Source organism: Streptococcus ictaluri 707-05, from assembly GCF_000188015.2.
Taxonomy (GTDB): Bacteria; Bacillota; Bacilli; order Lactobacillales; family Streptococcaceae; genus Streptococcus; species Streptococcus ictaluri.
On record NZ_AEUX02000006.1, the window covers coordinates 373,202 to 399,086 of the forward strand.

Consider the following 25,885-nt stretch of genomic DNA (forward strand, 5'->3'; position numbering starts at 1 on the left):
CTTTTTTAGTAATACAAAAAAAGTGCCTAATGCACTCTTTTTAAGTTATTACTAGTTTACCATAAAGAAATGAAATTGACATACTATTGCTTATTCTTCTAATCCGCTTAAATAATCAAATCGATCATATTTTTTTAGTAAGCTATCATTCAATTGGTCCAAATCTCTCTGAAGTTGAGCTAGCTGACCATAATCGCTGGCTACTTCAAGCATTTTTTCTTGAATAGCTTCGATTTCTTCTTCTATCTTAGCTATATCATCTTCAATGCTAGCCCATTCCTTTTTTTCCAGATAGGACATACGCTTTTTAGCCGTCTCTTGTGGCTGTGGTTTTACAGCTTCTTTTACTTTTTCAGAAGCTTTTATTTCTTTAAGTAGGCTTTTATCATCTAAATAATCACTATAATTTCCATAGAAGACTTTAATATCACCCTCTTCAAACGCTAATATCTTTGTGGCCACTTTATCTAAGAAGTAGCGGTCATGACTGACTGTAATAACGGGCCCAGAAAAATGGTTTAAAAAGTTTTCTAGTACCGTCAAAGTGGCAATATCTAAGTCATTGGTGGGCTCATCAAGGAGCAAAACATTGGGCTTTTCAATCAAAAGCTTTAATAAATAAAGCCGTTTTTTCTCTCCTCCAGATAATTTTCCAATAAGAGTTCCATGACTAGAGCGAGGGAATAAAAATTGTTCTAAGAGCTCACTAATACTGCTTGTTCCTACGCTGGTTTTTACTTCGTCAGCAACTTCTTGCAAATAAGTAATGACACGTTTAGAGTCATCCATACCTTTAATCTGCTGAGAAAAATAAGCCACCCGTACCGTTTCACCAATATCTAAGTGACCTGATGTGGGACTCAAATCTCCATTAATCAAGTTCAAGAGAGTTGATTTTCCGACACCATTATCACCAACAATACCAATACGATCACTATTTTGGATGATGAGGTTAAAGTTCTTAATCAATTCTCTTTTATCATAAGCAAATGACAGGTCTTGGAAATGAATAACCTTTTTACCAATTCGGCTTGTCTCAAAAGAGATAGCTAATTCCTCTTGGTTTGTTTCTTGATGAACCTGATCTTTTAATGCTTCAAAACGATTAATTCTAGCTTGCTGTTTTGTCGCCCGCGCTTGCGGCTGGGTTCGCATCCAAGCTAGCTCTTGTTTGTAAAGCTGCTTCTTTTTATGAAGATTAGCTGCATCACGCTCATCTTGTTCTGCCCTTAAACGAACATAGTCTTGGTAATTGCCTTGATATTCAGTTAAACCACCCTTATCTAACTCAAAAATACGTGTCGCTACTTGGTCTAAAAAATAACGATCATGGGTAATGAAGAGAACTGTTTTCTTACTGGTTTTCAAATAATTGGTTAGCCAAGCAATGGTTTCGATATCTAAATGGTTGGTTGGCTCATCCAAAAGCAATAAATCGGCAGAGCCTAAAAGCACTTGCGCTAGCTGAACGCGACGTCGCATCCCACCAGATAATTGCCCTACCTTTGCAGAAAGATCACTAATTCCTAGCTGGTTTAGGACTGTTTTGACATCACTTTCAATAGACCAAACATCCAATTGATCCATCTCTGCCATTAGTTTTTCTAATTGACTTTGCTGGCTCTCAGCATAATCCGCCATCAGTAATTCATACTGGCGAATCAACTGCATTTCCTTTAAATCAGATGAAAGAATCGTATCTAAAACAGTCTGCTCATCATCAAATTCGGGATCCTGAGTTAAATAGGCAATGCTGTAATCATTTGCCTTTAAGAAAGGTGAGAGGTCGCCATCATAACCCAATTTGCCTGATAAGACATCCAAAAGAGTTGTTTTTCCTGTCCCATTGACACCAATAATACCAATACGATCAAAATCATGAATAATAAATGAAATCTGCTCAAAAACCTTCTTATCCCCAACAGATTTACTTAAGTGATCAACAATAAAATTACCCATCTACTTCTACCTCTCTAACAAAGCTTTCAATAGAGGCAAGCTCATTTTTCAAACGTCCCTCAACAATAGCTAATTCAATCAGCTCCAAGAGTTTTCCAAGATGCGGACCTGGCTTCATACCAAACGCTTGGATGAGAAAAGATCCATTAACCACAATATCATGCTTATCGTGTATACTCAAATTATCATAAAGCGTCTCTGTCCTGTCAAAATCAAAATCTAAGCCTTGCGCTTGACGTAGCTGCTCAACTAAATAGGCCAGTTCTTTACCATGGCGGTAAATATCTACCTCTGTCAAATCTCTTTGATCACGACTATGATAAAGACTAACCAATTGGTCTACACGACGTTGAAAATCATTAGAAGTTTTCCATGACCTTAAAAAAGCGCGTGGATTTTCGATAGACAGACTTAAGATAAGATAAGCCCAAGCTTGATGATGATCTTCAAAAACATAGTTTTCCCTGAGTGAAGTCATCATTTCCATTAAAGCAACTGATTGATCTTTAAGTCCAGGTAAGTAAGTATTGGCCTGACAATTTAACATAGCTGATAAACCTTTTCGCCAGTTGGGTGCCATGAGCAATTTATCAAATTCTATGAAAGAGCGCTCAATTGAAATTTTAGCTAAAAGAGGGGCATGACTCTTCATAGCTTGAAAGGTCTGAGATTCAATATCAAAATTAAGACTTGCTGCGAAGCGAAAACCTCTCATAATGCGTAAGGCATCTTCTTCAAAACGTTCTTGGGCTTTACCAACAGCACGTAACAAATGATTTTTTAAGTCATCTAAGCCAGTAAACTTATCAATCACCTGGCCTGATTCATCCAAAGCTAGCGCATTGACAGTAAAATCACGCCGTTTCAAATCTTCTTCTAAAGAGCGCACAAAAGAAACTTGACTTGGACGTCGGTAATCAACATAAACATCCTCTGTCCGAAAAGTGGTGATTTCGTACTCATTACCGTTTTCTAAAACAAGAACTGTTCCATGTTCAATCCCTACATCTACTGTTCGGGCAAAAATATGCTTGGTTTCTTCAGGATAGGAGCTTGTTGCAATATCGACATCATGGATGGGACGTCCTAAGAGACTATCTCTGACACTTCCTCCCACGAAATAAGCTTCAAAACCAGCTTCTTTAATTTTTTTTACTATTGGTAAAGCCTTCTGAAATTCAGAAGGCATTGTTATTAATTTCATTTTATCTTACCTGTAACTGTTTTGGTTAAACACTCACCCTCTGCCCAAAAGAGTCTCTCGTCCTTTGATGCAAAGACTTTCTCAATCCCATCACAAAATGATAGGTGTCACACCAAAAGCAACTGCTCCTTCACCCAGATGGGTCGCAATCACAGAACCAAAATGAACTTCTTCAATTGGAAAAAGATAGCCATTATCTTTAAGCAATTGACTTAAGGTATCTGCTTTTTCTTGTGCTTTTGAATGGATAATAGATATCTCATAGTGACCATCTTGAGTCATATCCTTTAAGATATCAACTAAGCGTTTCATAGCTTTCTTTTCTGTCCGAACCTTCTCGTAAACGACAATCTTACCTTCTTGATCAAAATGTAAGATAGGCTTGATACTCAATAAATTACCTAATAAAGCAGAGCCATTAGAGAGTCGTCCGCCTTTCACCAAATGATTTAAATCATCAACCATAATAAAAGCTGTTGTACCATCAATTTGACGTTTCAGTTTAGACAAAATATCTTGAAACTCAAGGGATTGTTGCGACCACTCCACAACATTCTTGACCATACTAGCCAGAGGTGCTGAGGTGATTTTGCTATCAGGAAAGGCAATGGTTAAATCAGGATGTTCATCCACTAAAAATTGGATATTTTGCCAAAAACCTGAAATACCACCAGCTAGGAATAAAGCAATAACATGCGTGTAGTCTTTTGATGACAATAAGGTCAAAAGCTCATCTAATTCAGACAAACTTGGTTGACTTGTCTTTGGTAATTCTTGAGAGGCAGCCATCTTTTGGTAAAATTCTTCAAGACTTAAATTTTGGCCTTCGAAATAGGTTTGCTCTCCAATGATTACTGGAATATCTAAACTAAAAACGTCTGGATGTTGTCTTAGCTCTTCCGAAAGGGGTGCTGTGCTATCAGTTATTACTGCTAATTTCATTAATTTTTAAACTCCAAATTAATACCTGGACAATCCAAGGCAATCTCTGTTACTTCGTAAGTCAATCGTTTGACCATATCTAATAAAGGTGCTGCTAAAGATTCTACTTCTTCTTGAGTAAATTCACTTGGCTTATCTACCAAACGATCCATGATGCGAACCATTTGTGAAATAACACCGCTAATCACAAACTCTTCTTTAACAATAACAAACTGCAAAACCGATACAATTGCGGTTTCTTTTTGTTCTTCATCTTTGTTGATCAATTGAAAAGTCACTTCAAAATTCGTTTCTGGTGTTCCATTTTCTTTTTCCCATTCTAAGTTTCTCGCATCGTAATGGTATTGATTCACAAATTCTTTTTCACGTACTAGTTTCATGTCTTGCTTCTCCTTGAAATCGATATGTCTCATTATAGCATAGATTTGAGTATTATTAAAGTATACTTAAACTAGTATTTTTTCTGAGGATGACTCTCGACAATGGGTGAATTTGCAGCAAGGGCTTGTTGACCTTTTTCTAACAAAGCATAACCCCTTAAATCAAAACATTGTGACAATTCTTGTTCGTTATAATATTGGGCTACTGCTTCATCCAAATCCTGGCGTTTCATTTTAGATAAGCCTTTAACTCCTTTTTGAGTCAAGAAACCTTTTAAGTCCGAGGCTGGTAAATGCCTTAAAGAATCAAATGCAGATTCTACCTGCACATAAGATTCTTGAATCAACCAGTCTAGTTCTTTTTGAGCATCAATCCCATAGGTAGTATAAAAATATTTGTGATGAGGATTGGCAGTGGTATAGGTTCCAAAATGGATACGCCAAAGCATAATAATATGTCCTGGCAAGAGCCCTTCTTTAGTGCGCACCATTTGTTTTTTGGCAATCGGTTTTCGAATGAGTTCTGTTTCATATTTAGCTAAAATAAAAGGCATTTCAGCATGATTTTCATAAACTTCTTGAATTGTTTTCATTGTTTCATTATAACAAAAAAATCATCCAATTGGATGATTTTAGTTTTATTGATTAGATTGAAGTCGTAAGGCCCAAGCATCATCGACTGCAAGTGTCTCTGCATTGGTATAATTGCGACGGTGTGGATTCCACACGTAAGAGCTAACACCATCTGTCAATGCTGGTGAATAAGCATTAACCGTATCATAAGCCGTCAAACCATAAGTTTCAATAATATTGTTTAACTTAGCATTGTAGCTAGTATCTGTTGCATACAAACCTGTTAAAGCAGCTGTAGCATCTTGGTAAGAAAGGGTATTTGATTTTCTAGCCCCTGCATATAAATCTGAACTCAACAAGTTGGCATAATCATTAAGAGAATCATAAATACTTGGATAAGCTCTAAAAGCTTGATCAAGAACATAGGTATTACCACTACCATCATCTTCCCATGTTGACATTGTTACAGATGAGCCATTATATGCCCCCTTAATTCCAAAAAAGTTATAGTAGGGAGCTTGACTGAGACCAGATTGACCATTACTTGACTCTAAAATAGCTTGAGCTATCATAACTGAAGCATATAGGTCACGCTCTTGTGCGATAGTACTTGCAGTAGCACCGATATTGTTGATAAAGGTCTGTGTTGCTGATCCAGAAACCGTTTGAGCTGAAACTCTTTTCGTATGGTTAGCTTGTCTGATTGAGCTGTAAGCGCCTAGAGCCGCCACAAAAACAAAAAGACCGATTAATAAAAGCTTACCTTTCTTCTTTGTCATTTATAAACTATCCTTCTTTTTCATTTTCATATGCTTTATTATATCATAGGAGCAGATAAATAAAACTTATCCACAGGTTATTTAATCGGATTGATAACTTTTGTCTTCAAATCGAAATATTTCTCCCAATTTTAAAGCAATCTGTGGATAACTACTTGATAGGATAATCAAAATAATACAACTGATAAGTCTCAATAACCTGATTTAATTTTGCGGCATAAGCTGTATCTGTGGCATAAGTACCCGTTAGGTTTGTTGTTACTTCTTGATAAGTATCTGCCTTCTTTTTATGGGTATTTTGATAAAGAGGATCACTTAATAAACGAGCATAATCTTCAAAACAAGCACTTAAATTGCCGTAAGAGCGAAAAGCATCATCAATTTGATAAAGATTACCCTGTCCGTCATCTTCTAAAGTAGGTAAGATAACCGAATGCCCCTTATAATTACCTTTGATTCCAAAAAAATTATAATATGGTTTTTGACTCAACTGAGATTGGCCATTATTTGATTCTAAAATAGCTTGTGCTAGCATAACAGAAGGATAGAGATCATGTCGTTGAGCAACTGTTTGAGCCGCATGACTGACCCTTGAAACAAAAAGATGCCTAGGGGTTTGGGCATAGGGACTAAATGCCACTTTAGCTTTATGAAGGCTACAAAAAGAAAAGATAAGATTCACTAATAGTAGTCCAAAAACTAGATTTTGCCATCCTTTACTAAGCCTTTTACTAGGTTTTCTCCTTTTTTTCAAAAATAGGACTCCTTTTTTAGTAATTGCTTATAGTATATCAAAAAAACTAGAACCTTAGCAGATTCTAGTTTAGACCTTTAAAACATTCTTTTTAAGCTTTTTTACGAAGTGCTCCAAATAGAAGACCTGATACAATAGCTCCAATAGTAATAAATACGAGATAAAGTAATGGATTGCTTGTTAAAGCGATAACAAAGATACCACCGTGAGGAGCCATTAATTTGATACCTGCAAGTCCAACAAGCGCACCTGTCAAAGCTGAGCCAGCAATGAAGCTTGGAATAGCACGCGCAGGGTCAGCGGCACCAAATGGAATGGCACCCTCAGTAATGAAAGATAAGCCCATAACAATATTCGTTAGACCAGATTCACGTTCTTCTTTTGTAAACTTATCTTTGAAGATCAATGTAGCCACAAATACTGCTAATGGTGGAACCATACCACCTGCCATAACGGCTGCCATAACTACTGACCCGCCATTAGCTACTGTTGCTGCTAAAGTCCCTGTACCAAAGACATAGGCTGCTTTGTTAACAGGACCACCCATATCAACAGCCATCATACCACCGACTAATAATCCCATAAGGACAGCTGAGCTTCCAGAAAGGCCTTGTAAAAAGTCGTTAAGAGCTGTGTTAATTGCAGCCATTGGAATGTTGACAAAGAGCATCAAGAAACCAGTAACTAAGACACCAAGTAATGGATAAAGTAATATAGACTTGACCCCTTCTAGTGAGCTAGTAATTTTCGAAGAGCTAGGATGACACCACCCGCTAAGAAACCACCTACAAGTGCACCAAGGAATCCTGAAGGAACTCCTGCAAGCATAAGTGTTTTTTCTCCGCCAGCCGCAAATGGCACTTTACCAAAAGCAAGACCGCTTGAAGCAATGGCACCCGCTACAAAACCAGCTACTAGACCTGGTTTTTCAGCAATCGAATAAGCAATATATCCTGCTAATACAGGCAACATGAATGAGAAGGCTGCACCACCAATTTTCATAAAAATAGCAGCAAGCTCATGGTAAGAACCTAGATTTCCTAACTGATCTTTAGGCACTCCAAGCATATTATCAAGCAAGAAAGCTATGGCAATCATAATCCCGCCACCAATAACAAATGGCAACATTTGCGAAACACCACTCATTAGATGTTTGTAGAAAGCTCCGCCAAGTCCATTTTTTTCTTGAGATGCATTAACGGTATTAGACTGCTTAGCATGGTAAGTTGAAGCTTTACCTTCTAAAATAGTTGTAATCAATTCTTCACTTTTTTTAATGCCATCAGTAACTGGGCGTGACAACAATTGTTTGCCGTCAAAACGGTCCATCTCAACAGCTTTATCTGCTGCTACAATTACCCCTTTTGCTTTAGCAATATCTTCAGCTGTTAGTTTATTGCCAACACCAGAAGCACCGTTTGTCTCAACCTTGATACCCACACCCATTTGAGCGGCTTGTTTTTTCAAAGCTTCTTCAGCCATGTAGGTATGTGCAATACCCGTAGGACAAGCTGTAACAGCAACGATAAAGTCTTGATTGTCCAAAATAGGGGTTGCGATTTCTTCTTTTTCTTCTTCAAAAGCATCAAAGACAGCTAACACATCTTCTGGGGTTTTAGCTTTACGTAAGCTATCTGCAAAACCATCTTTCAATAGGTACTGTGATAACTCCGCCAAAGCAGCTAAATGAGTATCATTAGCTCCTTGAGGTGCCGCAATCATGAAGAATAAATCTGTTGGTTGTCCGTCTAATGCTTTATAATCAATGCCTTTTTGTGATTTAGCAAAATAAGTCGCTTCTTTAGTGACTAAGAGTGCGCCATCGCCTGCCATTGAAATGATGGCTTGCTGGGCTCCCATCTCTAATAGGCGTCTGGCATAAGTTTCGACATCTTCAAGAGTCTTTATAGGCTGTCCAAAGATAGCCTATAACTCATGATTATTTGGTTTGACTAACAAAGGCTGATAAGCTAAGGAATCCAATAAATTTTGGCCTTCAAAGTCACAAACAACTTCTGCTCCTTTTTCTCTAACAAAAGGAATTAAATCTTTATAGACCTGATTGCCCAAAGAAGATGGTGCTGAACCTGCAAAGACAACAGTATCTTCATTAGTCAATTGATTTAAGATTGCCTTGAGCTCATTGAGTTCTTGCTTAGAAATCTCTGGACCTTGACCATTAATTTCAGTTTCTTGCTGAGATTTTACCTTAACATTAATGCGTGTATCTTGATTAACAGAAACAAATCGAGACCTTATCCCTTCACTTGTTAAAGAATCTTCGATAAATTTTCCAGTAAAACCACCAAGAAAACCGGTTGCTACTGTTTCTATATCAAGCCTCTTTAAAATTCGGCTGACATTAATCCCTTTCCCCCTGCAAATTTATCATCACTGGCCATTCGATTCACTGAACCAATAGCTAATTGATCGATTCTAACAATAAAATCAATTGAAGGGTTGAGGGTCACGGTATAAATCATATGTCGATCACCTTCGTTTTTTCTTTCATTTTTTTCAGTAATGGATTAACAACACTTTCTGTAATAATGGTTACCGCTTCAAGAGCAGCTACTTTTACAAAAGAAATCTGTCCTAATTTGGTTGCATCAGCTAAGACATAGCTCGTTGTGGCATTAGCAACAACGGCCTTTTTGATAACAGCTTCTTCCATATCGGGTGTTGTGAGAAAATCCTCATCAATACCATTCATTCCTAAAAAAGCTTTATCAAAATTGAGTTGCTTAATTTGTTCAAGCGCCACATTTCCGATGCTAGCATCTGTTGTTTGCTTAACATAGCCACCAATAATAATGGTTTTAGTACCTGCATCTACCAATCGAGTAGCATGATGGATAGAGTTTGTCACGACAGTGACCTTCTTATTTTGTAAAAAAGGAATTAAAAATTCTGTCGTTGTGCCAGCATCCAAAAAAATCACATCATTATCAAAAACGAATTCTGCTGCTCTTTGGGCAATAGCATGTTTGATTTGACTGTTTTTGATTGATTTTTCTTGATTGGATAATTCTTCCTGTAAAGAATGGATTAGCTCTGCCCCACCATGGACACGGTGTAATTTTCCTTCCTGTTCTAATTCTCCTAAATCCCTTCGGATAGTTGAATCTGAGGAATCAAGCAAACGGACTAAATCTTCCAATGTCACATAATTGTCTTGAGCTATTTTCTCCATGATTAATTGCTTACGCTTCGATTTTAGAATAATATCACCTCTTTCTGAAATCGTTTACACCTACATTATACTATTTTTCCTTTCATAGTCAAGCACTTTCTTCCAAAAACATTCAAATTCGGTAATAAAAAAGCTAGAAACCAAAAGATTTCTAGCTTAATGTTTATTTGATTTTTAAAACATCTTCTTTAGTGTGAATCAATTGCGTGATTAATCGACAATATGGTGTATTAATCCCTTGCTTTTGACCTTTGTTATTGACTGCTCCATTCAAGAAATCAATTTCAGTCTTACGGTGATTTTGTACCAAGTCTTGATGCATTGATGGGTAATGATGAGCAGCTTTGACAGAAGTGTCCATCACATAAGAAGTGATCTCTTCTTCGTTCAGCTCAACTCCTTCAGCCTGGCCAACACTTACAAATTCATGAATAATCTCATGAACCATCTTAAGACCATCTTCACTGGCAAATAATTCACCTATAGTACAATCTAACAAAGCACAAAGTGAATTCATTGTTCCATTCACACAGGCTTTTCTCCAAATATTTGGTAAAACATTATCATCATAGGTTGCATTGAGGTTTGCTTGGTTAAGCAATTCTGCCACTTGATGTCCTGCTTCTTGATTGTCTTTATCCATGCTTTGTAGATTTAGGGCACCAACACCTTGCAAATGAGCATGTCCTGGGCCTTTTAAGCCTGCTGTCCAAACAGTAACACCCATGATGATATTATGTTCAGGAATATATTGACGGATAACATCTTCATGACCAAGACCATTTAACAAGCAAAGTACTTTGGTTTCTTTTCCAATAATAGCCTTAATATCTTGAAGCATTTGTGGCAATTGCATTGCCTTAGTAAACAAGATAATCAAATCAGCTTCCTGACTTGCCTGTGTTGGTTTCATGATTGGCAACTTAACGGTCTCTTCAACATCACCGGTAATTGTCAATCCATTTTCTTTAATAGCATTGATATGATTTTCCCAATTATCTAATAAAATCACATCATTATTTGTTTTAGAAATTTGGTAACCAAAGCGGCAACCCATGGCTCCTGAGCCAGCAATATAAACTAACATACTTTCTCCTTCTTATCCTTCGAATACAAAGATATCATTTTTATAGAGTTTCAAGACATCTTGACAGACTTTATGTGCGACAAAAGCAATTCCAAATGGGATAACAAGCCAAGCTAATACAATAATAAGCAAAGAACTTCCACCTGCTAATGAAGCAATCGGACCTACAGCTCCCACCAAACCAAAACCAGATGAAGCAGGTGTTCCGACTAAATTAAAGAGGGGAACAGCTAGAGAACTGATGGCAGCTGTCACTACCATCGGAATAGCCATAATAGGATGTTTTAGGAAGTTTGGCATCATCATTTTCATCGCCCCAAGTGCAATAGCAATTGGAACACCAGACTTATTCACTTTTAAAGTTGCCCAAACAAGAACGGCTGCTGTAGAGGCAATTCCCATTGAAGCAGCCCCTGCGGCAAGTCCATTTAAACCAACAGCTAAACCGATAGCAACCGTTGAAATGGGACTAACAATCAACAAAGCAAAAGCAATGGCAATCAAAATAGACATCAAAACGGGCTGTAATGTGGTAAAGGAATTAATCCCTTGTCCAATCAATGTTGTGACATAAGAAACATATGGTAATAATTTCCAACCAATATAACCAACACCTGTACCAATGATTATTGGTAACAAAATGATTGGTAGTGATCCAAATTTATTGCCAAACCATTTAACCGCTAATACAGCAAGGCTAGCTGTAATCATCATATTAATGAGATCACCAATACCAACTAACTGGAAGCCACCTTTACCAACGGCAGTCACAATTTCTGGATTAAATTTCCAAGCACCTGAACCAATATATGCAGCACCACCGACTGCTAGTTGTTGCATGGGATTGAATTTAAATTGTTGTCCAATTAAGAAACCTGCCATGATTGGCGTGAAAAATTGAAAAACTTGTACCACATGTAAAAATTCAGCTGCTGTGGCATTTGGTAAGAGGGGCTTTAAAAAAGTGGCTAAAATAGCATTTGGAATTAGTGCTACAACAATTGCAATTGCTGTACCAGTTAAAACTTTATTCATAAAAGAACTGAATGTTTCTTTAGGTGTAGTTGTCATCTTGTGACCTCGATTCATCTATATTTATCGTGAAAAAACTCACATTTTTACATTGTTTATTCTATCACAAAGATGATATCTTGTCTTTAAGTCTTTCAAAATGACCTATAGTAATTTGTAATAGTTCCATAATAATATTTTATAGACTACCTTAATCCTCAATCAAGGAAGTGGAATGCACTACTCGATTATCACGCTCTGGATACATGTACTGAATGGCTTGATTCACTGCCATTGGTACCTCTCCAAAACCAGTAGCAATTAAATCTACCTTACCTTCATATTGAGCTGCATCTCCAATTGCAAATATTCCTTTTTGACTCGTCTCAAAAAGATGAGAGACATTTAAGCTAGAGCGCTTATAATCCAATTGCCAATTTTTTAAGTTTTTGTTGGAACTAGAAAAACCAAAGCTAACAATTAAGCTATCTAAGTCAAGACTAATGGTCTCATCTGACTTCACTTTTTGTACGATTAATTGTTTGGCAAAGCCATCTTCACCTTTTAACTGTAAAGGTACATAAGGCGTCAAAATTTCAACTCCAGATGCTTTCAATAATTCGACACTGTGTTCATGGGCTCTAAAGGCATCACGACGATGGACCAAAGTCACGCTTTCTGCTAAACCATACAAGGCTAAAGCCCAATCCACCGCTGAGTCACCACCACCACAAATCACAACTTTTTTACCTGCAAACTGATCTAACTGATGCACATTATAAAAAATATTATTGTCAGCAAATATTTCTTCATTTTCCAAGCCTAAGGTTCTTGGAGCAAAGGCGCCATTACCACAAGCAATAATAATGGATTTACTGTAGTGACTGCTTTTATTTGTCTGGATAAGGAAGTCTTGCTCTCTTTTTTCAAACCCAAGCACCTCTTCTTTTAAACAAATCGTAATGCGATCCTCAAAACGCTTAATTTGTTCCAAAAGTTGATCCGTTAGTTCCGCACCTGTCAAGGAAGGGTAGGCTGGGATATCATAAATCACTTTTTCTGGATAAAGAATGGCTGGCTGACCACCCAATTCAGATAGACTCTCAATAATCTTGACCCTCATTCCTCGAAGTCCAGCATAAAATGCAGAAAAAAGTCCCACCGGACCTCCGCCAACAATGGTAATATCATATTGTTTTTCTGACACTATTGTCCTCCTTCTGTCAATTCTTCTTTAATAGACTGAAATATGAGCTTCTCTTCCTCTGAAAAAACATAATGCTCCAATAAATCTGGCCGTCTCAAATAGGTTTTCTTCAAACTTTCTTTCAAGCGCCATAAACGAATATTTTCATGATGTCCACTCATTAAAACATCTGGTACAGTCATGCCACGAAAATCATAGGGACGGGTGTATTGAGGGTACTCTAAAAGTCCTGATGAAAAAGAGTCATCTTGATGGCTACTCTCTTTACCAATAACACTTGGAATTAAGCGTACTGTTGCATCAACAATGGTCATGGCAGCTAATTCTCCACCCGTTAAGACAAAGTCACCTAAGGACAATTCATCTGTGACACGACTCTTAATGCGCTCATCATAACCTTCATAATGTCCACAAATAAAAATTAACTCTTCCTCAAGAGCTAATTCTTCAGCAACAGCTTGGGTAAAAGCTTTTCCTGCAGGATCAAGAAGAATGACCCTTGGTTTTTTTGAGTCTAGCTTATCAAGGGTGTCAAAAATAGGCTGTGCGCGTAGCAACATGCCTTGCCCTCCCCCATAAGGCTCATCATCAACATGACGGGACTTTTCTGCATTTTCTCTAAAATTATGGTAACGGATATCTAAAAGTCCTTTTTCCACTGCTTTACCAACTATGGAATGTTCCAATGGGGCAAACATTTCAGGAAAAAGCGTCAAAATATCAATCTTCATCATCCAATCCTTCCATGATATCAACATCAACCCGTTTGTTTTCAATATCAACAGCTAAAATAACTGGAGGAATATAAGGCAACAACAAATCACGTTTGCCTTTACGTTTAACGACCCAAACGTCATTAGCTCCTGGTTGCAAAATTTCCTTAATGACACCAATCAACTGATCTTTCTCAAAGACTTCCAAACCTATGATTTGATGGTAGTAAAATTCTCCCTCTTCCAAATCGCCTTGATGGTCTTCAGAAACCTTGAGTTGGTAACTTTTGAATTTTTCAATGTCATTAATATGATACATGCCCTTGAATTTGACAATGTCAAAATTCTTTTGCTTTCTGTGACTAGCAATCTCAATCTCTGTCACAAAAGAGTCCTTATCATCAAATAAGGCTAGTTTAGCTCCTTTTTTAAAGCGTTCTTCAGAAAAATCGCTGACAGATAGAACACGCATCTCACCTTGTAAACCCTGGGTATTGACAATTTTCCCAACGTTAAAATACTTCATAGTAACTCCTACTCACTAAAATGATTGCTTTTGTCTCAGATATATCTCTTGACTTATCCTTTTAAAAAGAATCATTTTCAAATCAATTCATTCCTATTATAACATGTTATTCCCTATTTTGCACTTGCAAGTCCCAAGATTCCTCTTCAATCCCTTCAGAACCAAAAAATCTCTATTTAGAGGGCTCTGCCCTCTAAATAGAGATTTCTCAACTTTTAAATTTGAACTAGTCTATTAGTTCATTTTTTTCTTAGCAATCAAAAGAAGACTTGCTAAGCCAAGCATTACTACTCCAACTAAACTTAAAATAGTAACAGCTTTATCACCTGCTTTAGGAAGTGTTTTACTGTCTTGTTTTACTGGATCTAGTGATTTTTTGGCATTGTCTACCTTATCACTTGTTTTGTCAGCTGACTTAGTAGAATTTTTATCTGATTTTGTCATATCAGAAGCATCTTTGTCAGTTGCTTTCTTAATTTGATCAGCCTTCAAGTAAACACTAACATCATTTCCTGGTGTCAAGTCACGCATTTTCACATCATTGACTAATAGACTGTAGAACATACCATCCATCAATTTATCAGTAACCGTAACTTTACCATCTTTATCAGTCATCATTTCTGCCATTACTTGACCAAGTTCATTTTTCAAAGTCACTTTTTGATTTGGAAGACCTTGGCCATCTGCATCTCTAACTGTCACAGTTAAAGGTGTTTTTGTTGTTGGTACTGCTTTTTGACCTTCTCCTTTAGCATAGAAAGCAACTGCTTTTTCAGCACCATTTTCACTGGTTCTAAGTGTGTAGCCTTTATCTTCTCCGTCTACTTTGACACTGATATTACGAGATAATGGTAATTTTTTGAAGATAGCTTGTCCACTTGCGTTCGTTTTAACAGAAGTCAAAGCAAGTGCCTTTCCGTCTGTGATATCAAATAAAGCAACTTCTTTACCTTCAAGAGCTTTACCCTCTTTATTCATAACAGTTGCTACAAAAGTGAAGCCTTCTTCACTCTTTTGACCAGTTGAAGGATCTGATTTTGTAGAAGAATCCTTTTTGTCATCATGTTTATGTTCTGAGCTTGATTGATCTAAATAAACAGTAGAATAATGTCCTGGCATATTTTCTGCTAATTTTTTACCATCAACATAGATCTGATAGAAGGTGCCATCCATCAATTTTTGACTAAAACGTGCCAAACCTTCCGCATTGCTTACAATAGTTTCAATGTCATTACCTTGTGCATCTTTTAAAGTCACAGATTTGCCTGCGATAGCTTCTGCATCTTGATTACGAACAAAAACATCTAAAGGAGATGTACTGTAAGTAGGTGTTCCTTGACCAACACCTTCTGCTGTAAAACTAGCTACTTTTGTTGTGTTAGCTTCACTTGTACGCAAGGTATAGCCTTTAACTACACCATCCACTGAAACACTAATATTACGATTAGTTGGAAGAGCAGAAAAGATAGCTTGACCTTTGGCATCAGTTGTAAGTGTTTGAAGCACTTTGCTAGCACCATCAGTCACATCACTGACAACAACAATTTTACCGGCTAAGTTGTTTCCTTTAGCATCAACAACTGTAGCAATGAATTGAAAATTCCCATTTGCTTGAGCTACTGTCACAGCTGTTGTTGGAGTATGGGCTTGAACTGTTGACATTGTTGCTTCTGAAGCCAAAACCACACTTGATAAAGTCACTACTGTAAGTAAGCCAGTAGAAAGTTTAAAATCTTTTTTCATTTTTTCTCCTTTTTTCACCCACATACTTAACTAGTTAAGTATGTGGGTGAAAAATAATTAACCGTCTCAGGTCATTAACATAGTACCATCATTTACTTAACCAGTAAAGTAGTTTAAAGGAACTTACTAAAAGAAAAAAGCTTGCTAGTAATACTAACAAACTTTTAGTCTAGTGAAACAATGAATTATTTCTCATCAATTACTAAACGAACTTTTTTTCCTAAGGTTGGAACCGAGTAGACAATCGATCTTATCGCTGTAATAGTACGACCTTTTTTGCCGATAACACGACCGATGTCCTGAGCATCCAAGTCAAGATGATACTCCATAAAGTCAGGAGTATCTTCAATTTTTATGGTAAGTTTATCGGGTTGTGAAATCAAAGGTTTCACAATAGCGATAATAAGATTTTCAATGGTATCCATAGGCTTTAATTATTTAGAAAATTTTTGATCGTGGAACTTAGCCATAACACCAGCTTTTGAGAAGATGGTACGAACAGTATCTGAAGGTTGTGCACCTTTTGACAACCAATCAAGGATACGGTCTTCTTTAAGTGCTACTTGGTTTTCAGCTACAAGTGGGTTGTATGTTCCAACTGTTTCGATAAAACGACCATCACGTGGTGCACGTGAGTCTGCAACGTTAATACGGTAGAAAGGTTTTTTCTTAGAACCCATACGAGTCAAACGAATTTTAACTGCCATTGTTATAATGTCTCTTTTCTTTTTGATAATAAGTAAGAAAATGGCACAGCCACTTCTTATATAATTTAGTATAACCTAGTTTTTATTTGCTGTCAAGTTTTTTTCTTGACACATTTAAAATGAGGTGAAAATAATTCGAATCAAACGATCAAAAAAGGAGTTTTCTCTTTTTAGCTCATGACTTAATGCCTTTACTTCTTGAGGGTAATCTGTAATCATTCCTTGGATTGGTTTTTGCAAATAAAATTCCATACGGTCCCCCTGATTGATTGTCCACACAAAGAGTTCTTTTTTCTTTAATAGCGCTTGAGAGGATAGGCGTGAACGATATGAAAAATCTTCAATAACATAAAAATCAATCTTCTCTTCTCCCAAAAAGCCAATTTGAATAGGGATTACATAACCAGTTTTAATAGAAGGAGCTTTTCTTTCAATCTCTTCCATAACTTTCAGATTTAGTGATATGACCTTATTTTCTGTTCCGACTCCTAACCGACGATAGGTCTCAAGAAAAAGATCAACATAATTTTTAGGTTCACTTCCTGTAGGTTTCAATTCAATTAGCAAAGGCATTTTGAGTTCCTTTGCTTTCTTATAAAAAGTCTCAAATGAAACAAAATGACTTTTAAATTTGCCTTGATGAATAGGTGTTGACTCTAATTGAGCTAAAGTCATATGTCTCACATCATTGGTGATACCAGCCAAGCGTTTTAAGGAATTATCATGAGAGACTACAAATTGATTGTCTTTTGTTAACATTAAATCTAATTCTACCGCATCACTCTTAGCTCTGTTAGCACCTTCAAGTGCTTCGATAGAGTTTTCTACTCCTGCCGAAACAAGCCCCCTATGAGCAATTACTTGTTGATTTTCTGAAGGCTCTAAAAAAGTAAGTTTACCCAGTGATCCAAGTGCAAATCCTAAAGTTAATAATAACAAAAGTATGAGGGAAATAAAGCTTCTTTTTCGTCTTATTCTTTTCTTGGGTTCCCAATTTGGCATGAGGTCATTTTTTAGAAGAATAGCAACTGCTAATTTTAAAAAAATGGTACTAAAAAAGATGATTTCCCAAACCAAAGTTAGTGAAATGACTTGAATGGTCAAGCGATTTCCATCTACATAAAAGAAGAAAATGACTGCCAGAATTACCATAATTAAGGTTGCCATTATCGTTATGACAAAAATTGCTAATCCGGCTAACCTCGACAGCAGCCCCAGCGTTCGTCGACGTGTTTTTTCCAACTTTCTATCAGAGCTGCTTGTGCTGATATTTTTTTCAAGGATAAAAGAGGTAAAAAATAGACAAATCGTAAATTCAGATAAAACATGCTTCCAAGTAACAGAAAAAGAAGGTATTTAGTTGTCTCACTCTTAGAAAGTTCCGACATAATAAAATCCGGTACATAAAGTTTTTCCGTAATAACAGAAGATAAACCTAGCTTTAAAATTGGAATAGTCAGTACAATATAGGTTAGGATTACTAATGGTTGCCAACCCATAACATATTTTCTAAGATGCTGTATGTAATAAGTTATTGTTTTTTTAAAATTCCTCTGAGATAGTCGTTTTTCAGCAATAATACGATATAAAATAAAAAACTCAAGGTGAATAAAAGCGACTAATACTAAAAAGTAGAGCAAAAATAAAAATAAAGCAAGCGGATTCTTAACAAAAGTTATGATGTTATCTTTATCTAAATGATACTGTCCAGATACATCTAAAATCAGATAAAATAACTCCGATAGAGCCAAATTTGCAATAGTGACAAAGAGCAACTGAAAAACACTGGCTTTTATCAACCATTCCATTTTGATTTTTTTCATAATCGACAGTAATTCAGATAAAAAAGACATGTCAATTTACTCCTTTCCTCAATATTATGAAAAATTCCCAGTTGAGCAAGCTCAGCTAGGAATTAAGAAGCTATCAAAAGATTTTTGATAAACTCCCCACCATAAATCCAAAAATAGCTAAAAGTAATAATGGAAATTGGTCTGCAAAGTAAAATAATAATTAAAAATTTGTGGTAAGTCATTTTGCTCAATCCTGTCACCATAATCAAGGCATCCGCAGGTGCCAAAGGCGAAATCATATTCAGGATAAAAAAGGTTTCAAAGGTTTTACTGGCTAATTTCTTTTCATAGAAATTAACTTGCTTCTTTGATAAAAAAAGGAGAATAAATGGCTTACCATACCTTCTAACCAATTGAAATAAAAGACAAGATCCAATACAAATTCCAGATACATTTAAGAAGAATCCAAGAATAGGACCAAAGGCTAAAAATCCTACAACAGTCGTCACCCCTCCAGGAATAATAGGGATGACAACTTGAATAATCTGAAGGATAAAGAAGCCTATGGCTCCAATCAGAAGATGCTTTTTAATGAGGTTGGCTAAAGCGTTGGGGTTATTTAGAATATCTAATTGTCTGAAAAGAAATACCACTAAAGCAATCGAAAAGAGTATGGACAAAGCACCCAAAACTTGAAAAATTTTCTTTAATTGTGAATGCGATAATTCAAAACTATTCATAACGTAAGGCCTCAATCGGATCTAGTTTACTTGCTTTGTTTGCTGGTAATAATCCAAAGATAATACCAATAGAAGCTGAGAAAGCAACAGCTATCAGTGCAATATCTAAAGAGACAGAAGCTCCTTTAACCTGCATAGCATTACCTAGTAAGCCAACACTTACTTGAGCTAACAACAGACCTAATAAACCACCAATAATAGTTAACACGACAGATTCAATTAGAAACTGAGATAAAATTTTCAAACGTGTGGCACCTAAAGCTTTTCTTAGGCCTATTTCACGTGTCCGTTCTGTTACTGATACCAACATGATATTCATAACACCAATACCACCAACCAACAATGAAATCCCTGCAATGGCTCCAATAACAGTTGTCATTATCCCAAAACTTTTATTAATATTATCAATAATTTTGGCATTATCCGGTGCAACATATTTCCCATCTTTGACTTGAGATAATTTAGTCAACATCTTGCCCGCTTCTTTACCTAGCCTTAGACTCTCCTTGGCGTCCTTGACATGGATAAACATGGAATCAATCTCTTTAGCATGGAACTCAGATGCTATCTGAGTATTTGTCATAGTAGCCTCTCCTCCAAGACCTATTCCAAAAATAGGGCTAAGACCTTCTGCTTTATAGACACCGATAACAAGATAATCCTTATTGCCTAAGCTGACTACTTTGTTTAAAGCTTTTTGATAGTTTCCTTTTCCAAAAAGTTCATCTGATAAAACAGTATCTAAGAGTATGATACGTGAGAAATTACTATAATCTTTAGTATCAAAGCTTCTCCCAGCTAGAATATCATATTTTTTAATCTTAAAATAATCAGAGCTTACACCTTTGATGGAAGCATTGTCTTTTTTCTTTTTTTCAAAAGAAATGGTTGAAGAGGTGTTATTAGTAAAATAATAAGAATCAATACCATCAATACTGTGAACGATTTGTTTGAGCCAATCTTCTTTAACGACCTTATCTTGGTCTGGAGTATAAAATTCTTCTTGAACATTTGGTTCAAAATAAAGTTGTATTTCTTTTTGATCACTCGTAAAAGAATCTGTAATACTTTTGGTCATGGCACTACCAAGACCCATGATAATAACTACGGCAGAAACACCGATAATAATCCCTAACATGGTTAGAATTGAGCGCAATTTGTGCCCCCAGATTGAGCTAAGAGCGAATCTCCAATTTTCCATTCTATATCCTCCTAGTCAATCCTAATACTTTCTGTTGTGTCCATTGTGATTTCCCCATCACGAATAATAATTTTTCGGGTGGCATAATCAGCAATTTCGGGTTCATGTGTAACCATAATAATGGTTTTGCCTTCTTTATTGAGATCTGTCAGCAGTTTTAAAATTTGTTCTCCCGTTTTAGTATCTAAAGCACCTGTAGGCTCATCCGCTAAGATGATAGAAGGGTTATTAACAAGAGCTCTTGCGATTGCAACTCTTTGTTTTTGTCCTCCTGATAGCTCTGATGGAAGATGCTTCATCCGCATGCCTAGCTCAACTTTTTCCAAATATTGTTTTGCTTTTTCTTTACGCTTAGTAATACCAACTCCTGCATAAATTAAAGGTAGCTCAACATTTTGAAGGGCATTTAATTTGGCTAATAGGAAAAATTGTTGAAAGACAAAGCCAATTTCTTCATTACGCACTTGAGCGAGTTTGCGGTCATTAAGTGCCTTAACCTCAGTCCCATTTAGATTGTAATCTCCTGAGGTTGGCCTATCTAACAAACCAATAATATTCATTAGAGTTGATTTTCCAGAGCCAGACGGACCCATAATGGCTAAAAATTCTCCTTCATAGACTGTTAAATCAATTCCTTTAAGAACTTGAAGTTTTTGGTCACCATTCTGATAACTTTTGACAATATTTTTTAATTGTATGAGTTCTTTTTTTTCATCTGTCACTACTTACTCACCTCGGATTCTTTGCTCTTTTCTTTAGAATCTTTTGATGCATGGCTATCTGTTGAGATGACATCTTCAAGTTTTTTACCATCTTTAATCCTTTTATCTGGATTAGAAATGACAATATCTCCTACTTTAAGTCCTGTATTAATTTCTTGTCTTTGCGCATCTGCATTACCAAGTGTGACCTCAACTTTTTTCACTTTAGCAGTCGCATCATCATAAAGCCAAACAAAGTGTTTTTTACCTTTTTTAACAACAGCTGACACGGGGATCAAAACATGTTTTGCTTCATTAATCACTTCTACAGATACCGTAAACCCTTGTTTCAAATCGTTTAATGGACTAGTAATATCGATCTTGTAATCATAGGTAGCACCTGTTCCATCTGATGCTCCCGCAGTTGAAGCTTGCGCTGCTCCACCACCATTAGGGTCTGAAGGGTAATTAGAAATATAGGAAATTTTACCCGTCCACTCTTGATCGGTATAGACTTTAGATTTAATTTTAACAGGTTGACCAACTTTGATATTAGCCAAGTCATATTCTGTCAATGTTCCTTTAACTTGAAGTTGTCCTTCTGTTGCTACGTGTACCAGGGTTTGACTATTCTTGGCAGAAGGATCAATATCATTATTGGCTTCAACCACTGTACCAGATACGCCACTTACAATAACAGTTTCATTTAGGGCAACTTGAGCTTTATTGACTTCCCCTTGAGCGTCTGCATAGAGATCATTTAAATCTTGTAATTGCTGAATGTAACTAGCATTTTCTTGAGCTGAGGGTTGAATTGTTTTTGTTGTTACCTCACCTGTCTCTTCATCTTGGCTTGTTTGAGTGCTCGCTGCAGGAACGCCATATGTTTTCAAATGATTAATTTGACGTCCAATTTTGTTTAAGTTTCTAACCGCGGCATCATAGCCAGCTTGTGCAGTTGTTGTATTGTATTGAACCAACTGTTGTCCTTGCGTTACTTGATCACTGACTTTAACAGTTACTTTAGCATCACTTCCTTTGGATGAATCAAAATAAATGTATTCTTCTGAAAGAGCCTTTACTGTACCAGATAGTAAGGTTGAAGATGCAATTGTACCTTCTGTCACATTAACTGATGAATAGGGTTCTTTTATGGTCTTAACAGCTAGAGTATCCTGTTGTTGTTTCCATAAAATAACTCCTATAGCAACTAAAGCAAGTACACCTGCACCAATTAAAATGCCTTTGGTTTTCTTTGACATATTTTCCATTCCTTTAATAGACATCTCTGCCCTCCTGTTTTGTACTATTTTTATAAGACAAGTATATGATTATTGTTTGTGCTTGTCAAGGCGTTTCTGTCATTTTGCCTTTAACATTTCCTTATCTTATAGCATCTACTTTAATTATACCAATTTGTCTTTATTCTTAACTTACACTTTTGTAATGAAAAAACCATCTTCAAGAAAACTTAAAAATGGTTTCAACAATTTTATAAGGCTTGTGTCAAGAAACTTCTGCTTTCTAAAACAATTAACATTGCTGCCGCAGTATCTAAAGCTGTAAATAAAGGAATTCCTTGCTCGATTGCAGAGCTTCTGATAAGTTGACCGTCTTTATCAGCTGTTCGTTTATTACCAACTGTATTCACAATTGCTTGAACTCTGCCATTTCTTACTAAAGATGGTATATCATTGGCTGAGTCACCGATTTTACCGACAAGTTGACTAACTAAACCATTTTCTTCAAAATAAGAGGCTGTTCCTTGAGTAGCTAAAATCTGATAGCCCATTGCTCTAAAACGCTTGGCAAGAAGGAGAGCTTCTTCCTTATTGTCATCTGCTATTGTAAAAACAATATTACCATACTCTGATAAATGAGAATAACTAGCTTCAAAGGCTTTATACAGAGCTTTTTCCAGACTTGTATCAGATCCCATAACCTCTCCTGTTGATTTCATTTCAGGTCCCAGTAAACTATCTACTTGTGCTAATTTTGTAAAGGAAAAGACTGGCGCTTTGATGTGTACCAACTGACTTTCTTGATAAAGCCCTTTTTGATACCCCATACTTTCTAACTTCTGACCTAAAATAGCTTTTGTTGCCACTTGAGCCATTGGAATATCGGTCACTTTGGACAAAAAAGGAACTGTACGACTAGAACGTGGATTGACTTCAATGACAAAGACCTCTTCATCTTTTACCACAAATTGAATATTCATCATACCGATGCAATTAAGACCAATTGCTAACCTCTGAGTATAGTCTACAATCATTTCCTTTATTTTTGGTGATAAGGATTGAGGTGGGTAAACAGCCATTGAATCTCCTGAGTGCACACCAGATCTCTCAATGTGTTCCATAATACCTGGAATCAAAACAGATTCCCCATCACAAATGGCATCTACTTCACATTCTTTTCCGATAATATAAGAATCTACCAAAACGGGATGTTCTGGGCTAGCTTTGACGGCTGTCTGCATATAAGCTCTAAGGTCTTCTTCATTCTCAACAATCTCCATAGCGCGACCACCTAGTACATAAGAAGGCCTAACTAGGACTGGAAATCCTATACGTCTTGCTGCTAGTAAGGCTTCTTCTTCATTGGTGGCTGTTTGGCCTGGTGGCTGTGGAATAGCCAAGTCTTTCAAGGCTTGTTCAAATAGATGTCGGTCTTCTGCCCGATCTAAATCTTCCAATTGTGTTCCTAAAATTCTGACTCCTGCTGCTTGCAAGTCGGCTGCAAGGTTAATAGCTGTTTGACCTCCAAATTGAAGTAAAACACCTTTGGGTTTCTCCAAATCAATAACGTTCATGACATCTTCAAATGTCAAAGGCTCAAAATAAAGTTTATCTGAAATGGAAAAATCAGTTGAGACAGTTTCAGGATTAGAGTTCATAATAATGGCTTCATAGCCAGCATCTTGAATGGCCTTAACAGAATGCACCGTTGCATAGTCAAACTCCACCCCTTGACCAATTCGAATAGGGCCAGATCCGATCACAATAATCGATTCCTTTGTAGATCTTTCTGACTCATTTTCCCATTCATAAGTAGCATAGAAGTAAGGGGTGCTAGACTCAAACTCAGCGGCACAGGTATCTACCATTTTGTAGACCGGCAAGATGTTTTGTTCTAATCGTAATTGTCTCACGTTTTTGGGATCAAGCTGCCAAAGCGAAGCAATTTTAGCATCTGAAAAGCCATAACGCTTAGCTTCTTTTAAGAGCTGTACATCTACAGGCGCTTCTTTCAGTGCTTCTTCTAATTCAAGAATATGTAATAATTTATCTAAGAAATAGAGATCTATTTTTGTCAAAGCAGCTAAGTCTTCAATCTGATAACCTCGGCGAATAGCTTCTGATAGGTAAAAGAGACGGTCATCTTGGGCCTTAATTAACTTATCCACTAAGATATCATCACTGACGGCAGACAACTCAGGCATTTCGTTATGAGTAATGCCAATTTCAAGCGAGCGACAAGCTTTTAGGAGAGATTCTTCAATGTTTCGCCCAATAGCCATCACTTCACCTGTGGCTTTCATCTGAGTTCCTAAACGACGATCACCTTGTTCAAACTTATCAAAAGGAAAACGTGGCATTTTTGTAACCACATAATCCAAAGCAGGCTCAAACATCGCATAGGTGCTACCTGTCACAGGATTAACCACCTCATCAAGAGTTAAACCAACCGCTATTTTAGCAGCTAGCTTAGCGATAGGATAACCAGTTGCTTTTGATGCTAAGGCTGAAGATCTTGAGACTCGTGGGTTAACTTCAATAACATAATAACGAAAACTGTTTGGATCTAGAGCTAGCTGAACATTACAACCACCTTCAATTTTAAGAGCACGAATAATTTTTAAACTGGCATCACGCAAGAGTTGATTTTCAATATCTGATAAGGTTTGCGTAGGGGCAAAAACAATAGAATCTCCTGTATGAATACCAACTGGATCAAAATTTTCCATATTACACACGACCAATGCATTATCTGCTGAATCTCGCATGACTTCATATTCAATTTCTTTAAAGCCTGCGATGGAGCGTTCAATCAAGCACTGGCTAACAGGTGATAGCTTAAGTCCATTTTCGGTAACATTTTGTAATTCTCTAGCATTCTGACAGAGTCCACCACCACTACCACCTAAAGTGAAGGCTGGTCGTACAATAACAGGAAAGCCAATGCTATTAGCAAAATCAAGAGCTTCTTCGACAGTATTGACAATCTCTGACTCTGGAATGGGTTGGTCAAGCTCTTCCATTAATTTCTTAAATAAATCACGGTCCTCTGCTTGATCAATAGCTGATAGTTTGGTCCCCAAAAGTTCAACTGACAATTCATCAAGAATCCCTTTTTTGGAAAGCTCCATAGCCATGTTTAATCCTGTTTGACCACCTAGAGTGGGAACTAAGGCATCTGGTCTTTCTTTTCTTAGAATTCGACTAACAAATTCGAGGGTTAAAGGCTCAATGTATACCTTATCGGCGATTTCTTTATCGGTCATAATAGTGGCAGGATTAGAGTTGACTAAAATAACCTCATAACCTTCTTCTTTGAGGGCTAAGCAAGCTTGTGTACCGGCATAATCAAATTCTGCTGCTTGACCAATCACTATTGGTCCTGAGCCAATGACCATAATTTTATGAATATCTTTGCGTTTTGGCATATG

25 protein-coding genes and 1 pseudogene are annotated in these 25,885 nt (G+C 36.7%); all 26 read right to left on the reverse strand.

Annotated elements, in window-relative coordinates; genetic code table 11:
- Positions 1-90 precede the first annotated feature (90 nt).
- The 26 genes and pseudogenes from STRIC_RS06900 to carB all read right to left on the reverse strand — a co-directional run bounded on the left by STRIC_RS06900 (position 91) and on the right by carB (position 25,882).
- Positions 91-1,959 carry an ABC-F family ATP-binding cassette domain-containing protein gene (locus tag STRIC_RS06900; RefSeq protein ID WP_008089235.1) on the reverse strand — a complete coding sequence of 623 codons (1,869 nt, stop codon included), beginning with the start codon at positions 1,957-1,959 and terminating at the stop codon, positions 91-93.
- Positions 1,952-3,163 (reverse strand): CCA tRNA nucleotidyltransferase, encoded by a 1,212-nt coding sequence (locus tag STRIC_RS06905; protein ID WP_008088751.1) that lies wholly within the window; start codon positions 3,161-3,163, stop codon positions 1,952-1,954. The genes STRIC_RS06900 and STRIC_RS06905 overlap by 8 nt, the downstream gene beginning before the upstream one ends.
- 90 nt (positions 3,164-3,253) lie before the next feature.
- The gene (locus STRIC_RS06910) at positions 3,254-4,105 is read right to left on the reverse strand and encodes a DegV family protein (RefSeq protein WP_008088906.1); all 852 of its coding nucleotides are present in this window, start codon (positions 4,103-4,105) and stop codon (positions 3,254-3,256) included.
- On the reverse strand, positions 4,105-4,485 hold the full coding sequence (locus tag STRIC_RS06915) for a DUF1149 family protein (RefSeq protein WP_008088982.1): 381 nt from the start codon (positions 4,483-4,485) through the stop codon (positions 4,105-4,107). Before STRIC_RS06915 ends, STRIC_RS06910 begins: the two co-directional genes overlap by 1 nt.
- A 71-nt stretch (positions 4,486-4,556) precedes the next feature.
- Positions 4,557-5,078, reverse strand: coding sequence for a hypothetical protein (locus STRIC_RS06920; RefSeq protein ID WP_008089068.1), 522 nt, complete (start codon positions 5,076-5,078; stop codon positions 4,557-4,559).
- Positions 5,079-5,123: 45 nt separating this feature from the next.
- Positions 5,124-5,837 carry a glycoside hydrolase family 73 protein gene (locus STRIC_RS06925; RefSeq protein ID WP_008089415.1) on the reverse strand — a complete coding sequence of 238 codons (714 nt, stop codon included), beginning with the start codon at positions 5,835-5,837 and terminating at the stop codon, positions 5,124-5,126.
- A 151-nt stretch (positions 5,838-5,988) separates the two neighbouring features.
- Entirely contained in the window at positions 5,989-6,591 is a 603-nt protein-coding gene (locus tag STRIC_RS06930; protein WP_008089470.1) for a glycoside hydrolase family 73 protein, read from the reverse strand.
- A 91-nt stretch (positions 6,592-6,682) separates the two neighbouring features.
- Positions 6,683-8,388 (reverse strand): annotated as a pseudogene (locus STRIC_RS06935) (PTS fructose transporter subunit IIABC); the annotation flags it as partial.
- Positions 8,389-8,517: 129 nt separating this feature from the next.
- A complete protein-coding gene (locus STRIC_RS12960; protein ID WP_327083083.1) occupies positions 8,518-8,976 on the reverse strand; it encodes a PfkB family carbohydrate kinase in 459 nt (152 codons plus the stop codon).
- Complete coding sequence (locus STRIC_RS12965; RefSeq protein WP_008089193.1) at positions 8,937-9,074, reverse strand: hypothetical protein; 138 nt, start codon at positions 9,072-9,074, stop codon at positions 8,937-8,939. The genes STRIC_RS12960 and STRIC_RS12965 overlap by 40 nt, the downstream gene beginning before the upstream one ends.
- Complete coding sequence (locus STRIC_RS06945) at positions 9,071-9,787, reverse strand: DeoR/GlpR family DNA-binding transcription regulator (RefSeq protein WP_268741222.1); 717 nt, start codon at positions 9,785-9,787, stop codon at positions 9,071-9,073. Before STRIC_RS06945 ends, STRIC_RS12965 begins: the two co-directional genes overlap by 4 nt.
- Before the next feature lie 160 nt (positions 9,788-9,947).
- Positions 9,948-10,871: a 2-dehydropantoate 2-reductase gene (locus STRIC_RS06950; RefSeq protein WP_008089152.1), complete on the reverse strand. Its 924-nt coding sequence runs from the start codon at positions 10,869-10,871 to the stop codon at positions 9,948-9,950.
- 12 nt (positions 10,872-10,883) lie between these two features.
- Positions 10,884-11,942 (reverse strand): PTS transporter subunit IIC, encoded by a 1,059-nt coding sequence (locus STRIC_RS06955; protein WP_008088708.1) that lies wholly within the window; start codon positions 11,940-11,942, stop codon positions 10,884-10,886.
- Positions 11,943-12,093: 151 nt separating this feature from the next.
- Positions 12,094-13,089 (reverse strand): NAD(P)/FAD-dependent oxidoreductase, encoded by a 996-nt coding sequence (locus STRIC_RS06960; RefSeq protein WP_008088837.1) that lies wholly within the window; start codon positions 13,087-13,089, stop codon positions 12,094-12,096.
- Positions 13,089-13,820 (reverse strand): tRNA (guanosine(37)-N1)-methyltransferase TrmD, encoded by a 732-nt coding sequence (gene trmD / locus STRIC_RS06965; protein ID WP_008088890.1) that lies wholly within the window; start codon positions 13,818-13,820, stop codon positions 13,089-13,091. Before trmD ends, STRIC_RS06960 begins: the two co-directional genes overlap by 1 nt.
- Positions 13,810-14,328, reverse strand: coding sequence for a ribosome maturation factor RimM (gene rimM, locus STRIC_RS06970; RefSeq protein WP_008088925.1), 519 nt, complete (start codon positions 14,326-14,328; stop codon positions 13,810-13,812). Before rimM ends, trmD begins: the two co-directional genes overlap by 11 nt.
- 234 nt (positions 14,329-14,562) lie before the next feature.
- The gene (locus tag STRIC_RS06975) at positions 14,563-16,071 is read right to left on the reverse strand and encodes an LPXTG cell wall anchor domain-containing protein (RefSeq protein WP_008089095.1); all 1,509 of its coding nucleotides are present in this window, start codon (positions 16,069-16,071) and stop codon (positions 14,563-14,565) included.
- A 185-nt stretch (positions 16,072-16,256) separates the two neighbouring features.
- On the reverse strand, positions 16,257-16,496 hold the full coding sequence (locus STRIC_RS06980) for a KH domain-containing protein (protein WP_008089218.1): 240 nt from the start codon (positions 16,494-16,496) through the stop codon (positions 16,257-16,259).
- A 9-nt stretch (positions 16,497-16,505) separates the two neighbouring features.
- A complete protein-coding gene (rpsP, locus tag STRIC_RS06985; RefSeq protein WP_008089077.1) occupies positions 16,506-16,778 on the reverse strand; it encodes a 30S ribosomal protein S16 in 273 nt (90 codons plus the stop codon).
- A 114-nt stretch (positions 16,779-16,892) separates the two neighbouring features.
- Positions 16,893-17,945 (reverse strand): glycerophosphodiester phosphodiesterase, encoded by a 1,053-nt coding sequence (locus STRIC_RS12675; protein ID WP_234944200.1) that lies wholly within the window; start codon positions 17,943-17,945, stop codon positions 16,893-16,895.
- A gap of 29 nt (positions 17,946-17,974) precedes the next feature.
- The gene (locus STRIC_RS12680) at positions 17,975-18,631 is read right to left on the reverse strand and encodes a glycerophosphoryl diester phosphodiesterase membrane domain-containing protein (protein WP_008089124.1); all 657 of its coding nucleotides are present in this window, start codon (positions 18,629-18,631) and stop codon (positions 17,975-17,977) included.
- A 62-nt stretch (positions 18,632-18,693) separates the two neighbouring features.
- On the reverse strand, positions 18,694-19,311 hold the full coding sequence (locus tag STRIC_RS06995) for a TVP38/TMEM64 family protein (RefSeq protein ID WP_008088700.1): 618 nt from the start codon (positions 19,309-19,311) through the stop codon (positions 18,694-18,696).
- A complete protein-coding gene (locus tag STRIC_RS07000) occupies positions 19,304-20,512 on the reverse strand; it encodes an ABC transporter permease (protein ID WP_008089417.1) in 1,209 nt (402 codons plus the stop codon). Before STRIC_RS07000 ends, STRIC_RS06995 begins: the two co-directional genes overlap by 8 nt.
- Positions 20,513-20,523: 11 nt before the next feature.
- Complete coding sequence (locus tag STRIC_RS07005; RefSeq protein ID WP_008089546.1) at positions 20,524-21,234, reverse strand: ABC transporter ATP-binding protein; 711 nt, start codon at positions 21,232-21,234, stop codon at positions 20,524-20,526.
- A complete protein-coding gene (locus STRIC_RS07010; RefSeq protein WP_008089208.1) occupies positions 21,234-22,499 on the reverse strand; it encodes an efflux RND transporter periplasmic adaptor subunit in 1,266 nt (421 codons plus the stop codon). The genes STRIC_RS07005 and STRIC_RS07010 overlap by 1 nt, the downstream gene beginning before the upstream one ends.
- Positions 22,500-22,705: 206 nt before the next feature.
- On the reverse strand, positions 22,706-25,882 hold the full coding sequence (carB, locus tag STRIC_RS07015) for a carbamoyl-phosphate synthase large subunit (RefSeq protein WP_040832122.1): 3,177 nt from the start codon (positions 25,880-25,882) through the stop codon (positions 22,706-22,708).
- Between the last annotated feature and the right edge of the window lie 3 nt (positions 25,883-25,885).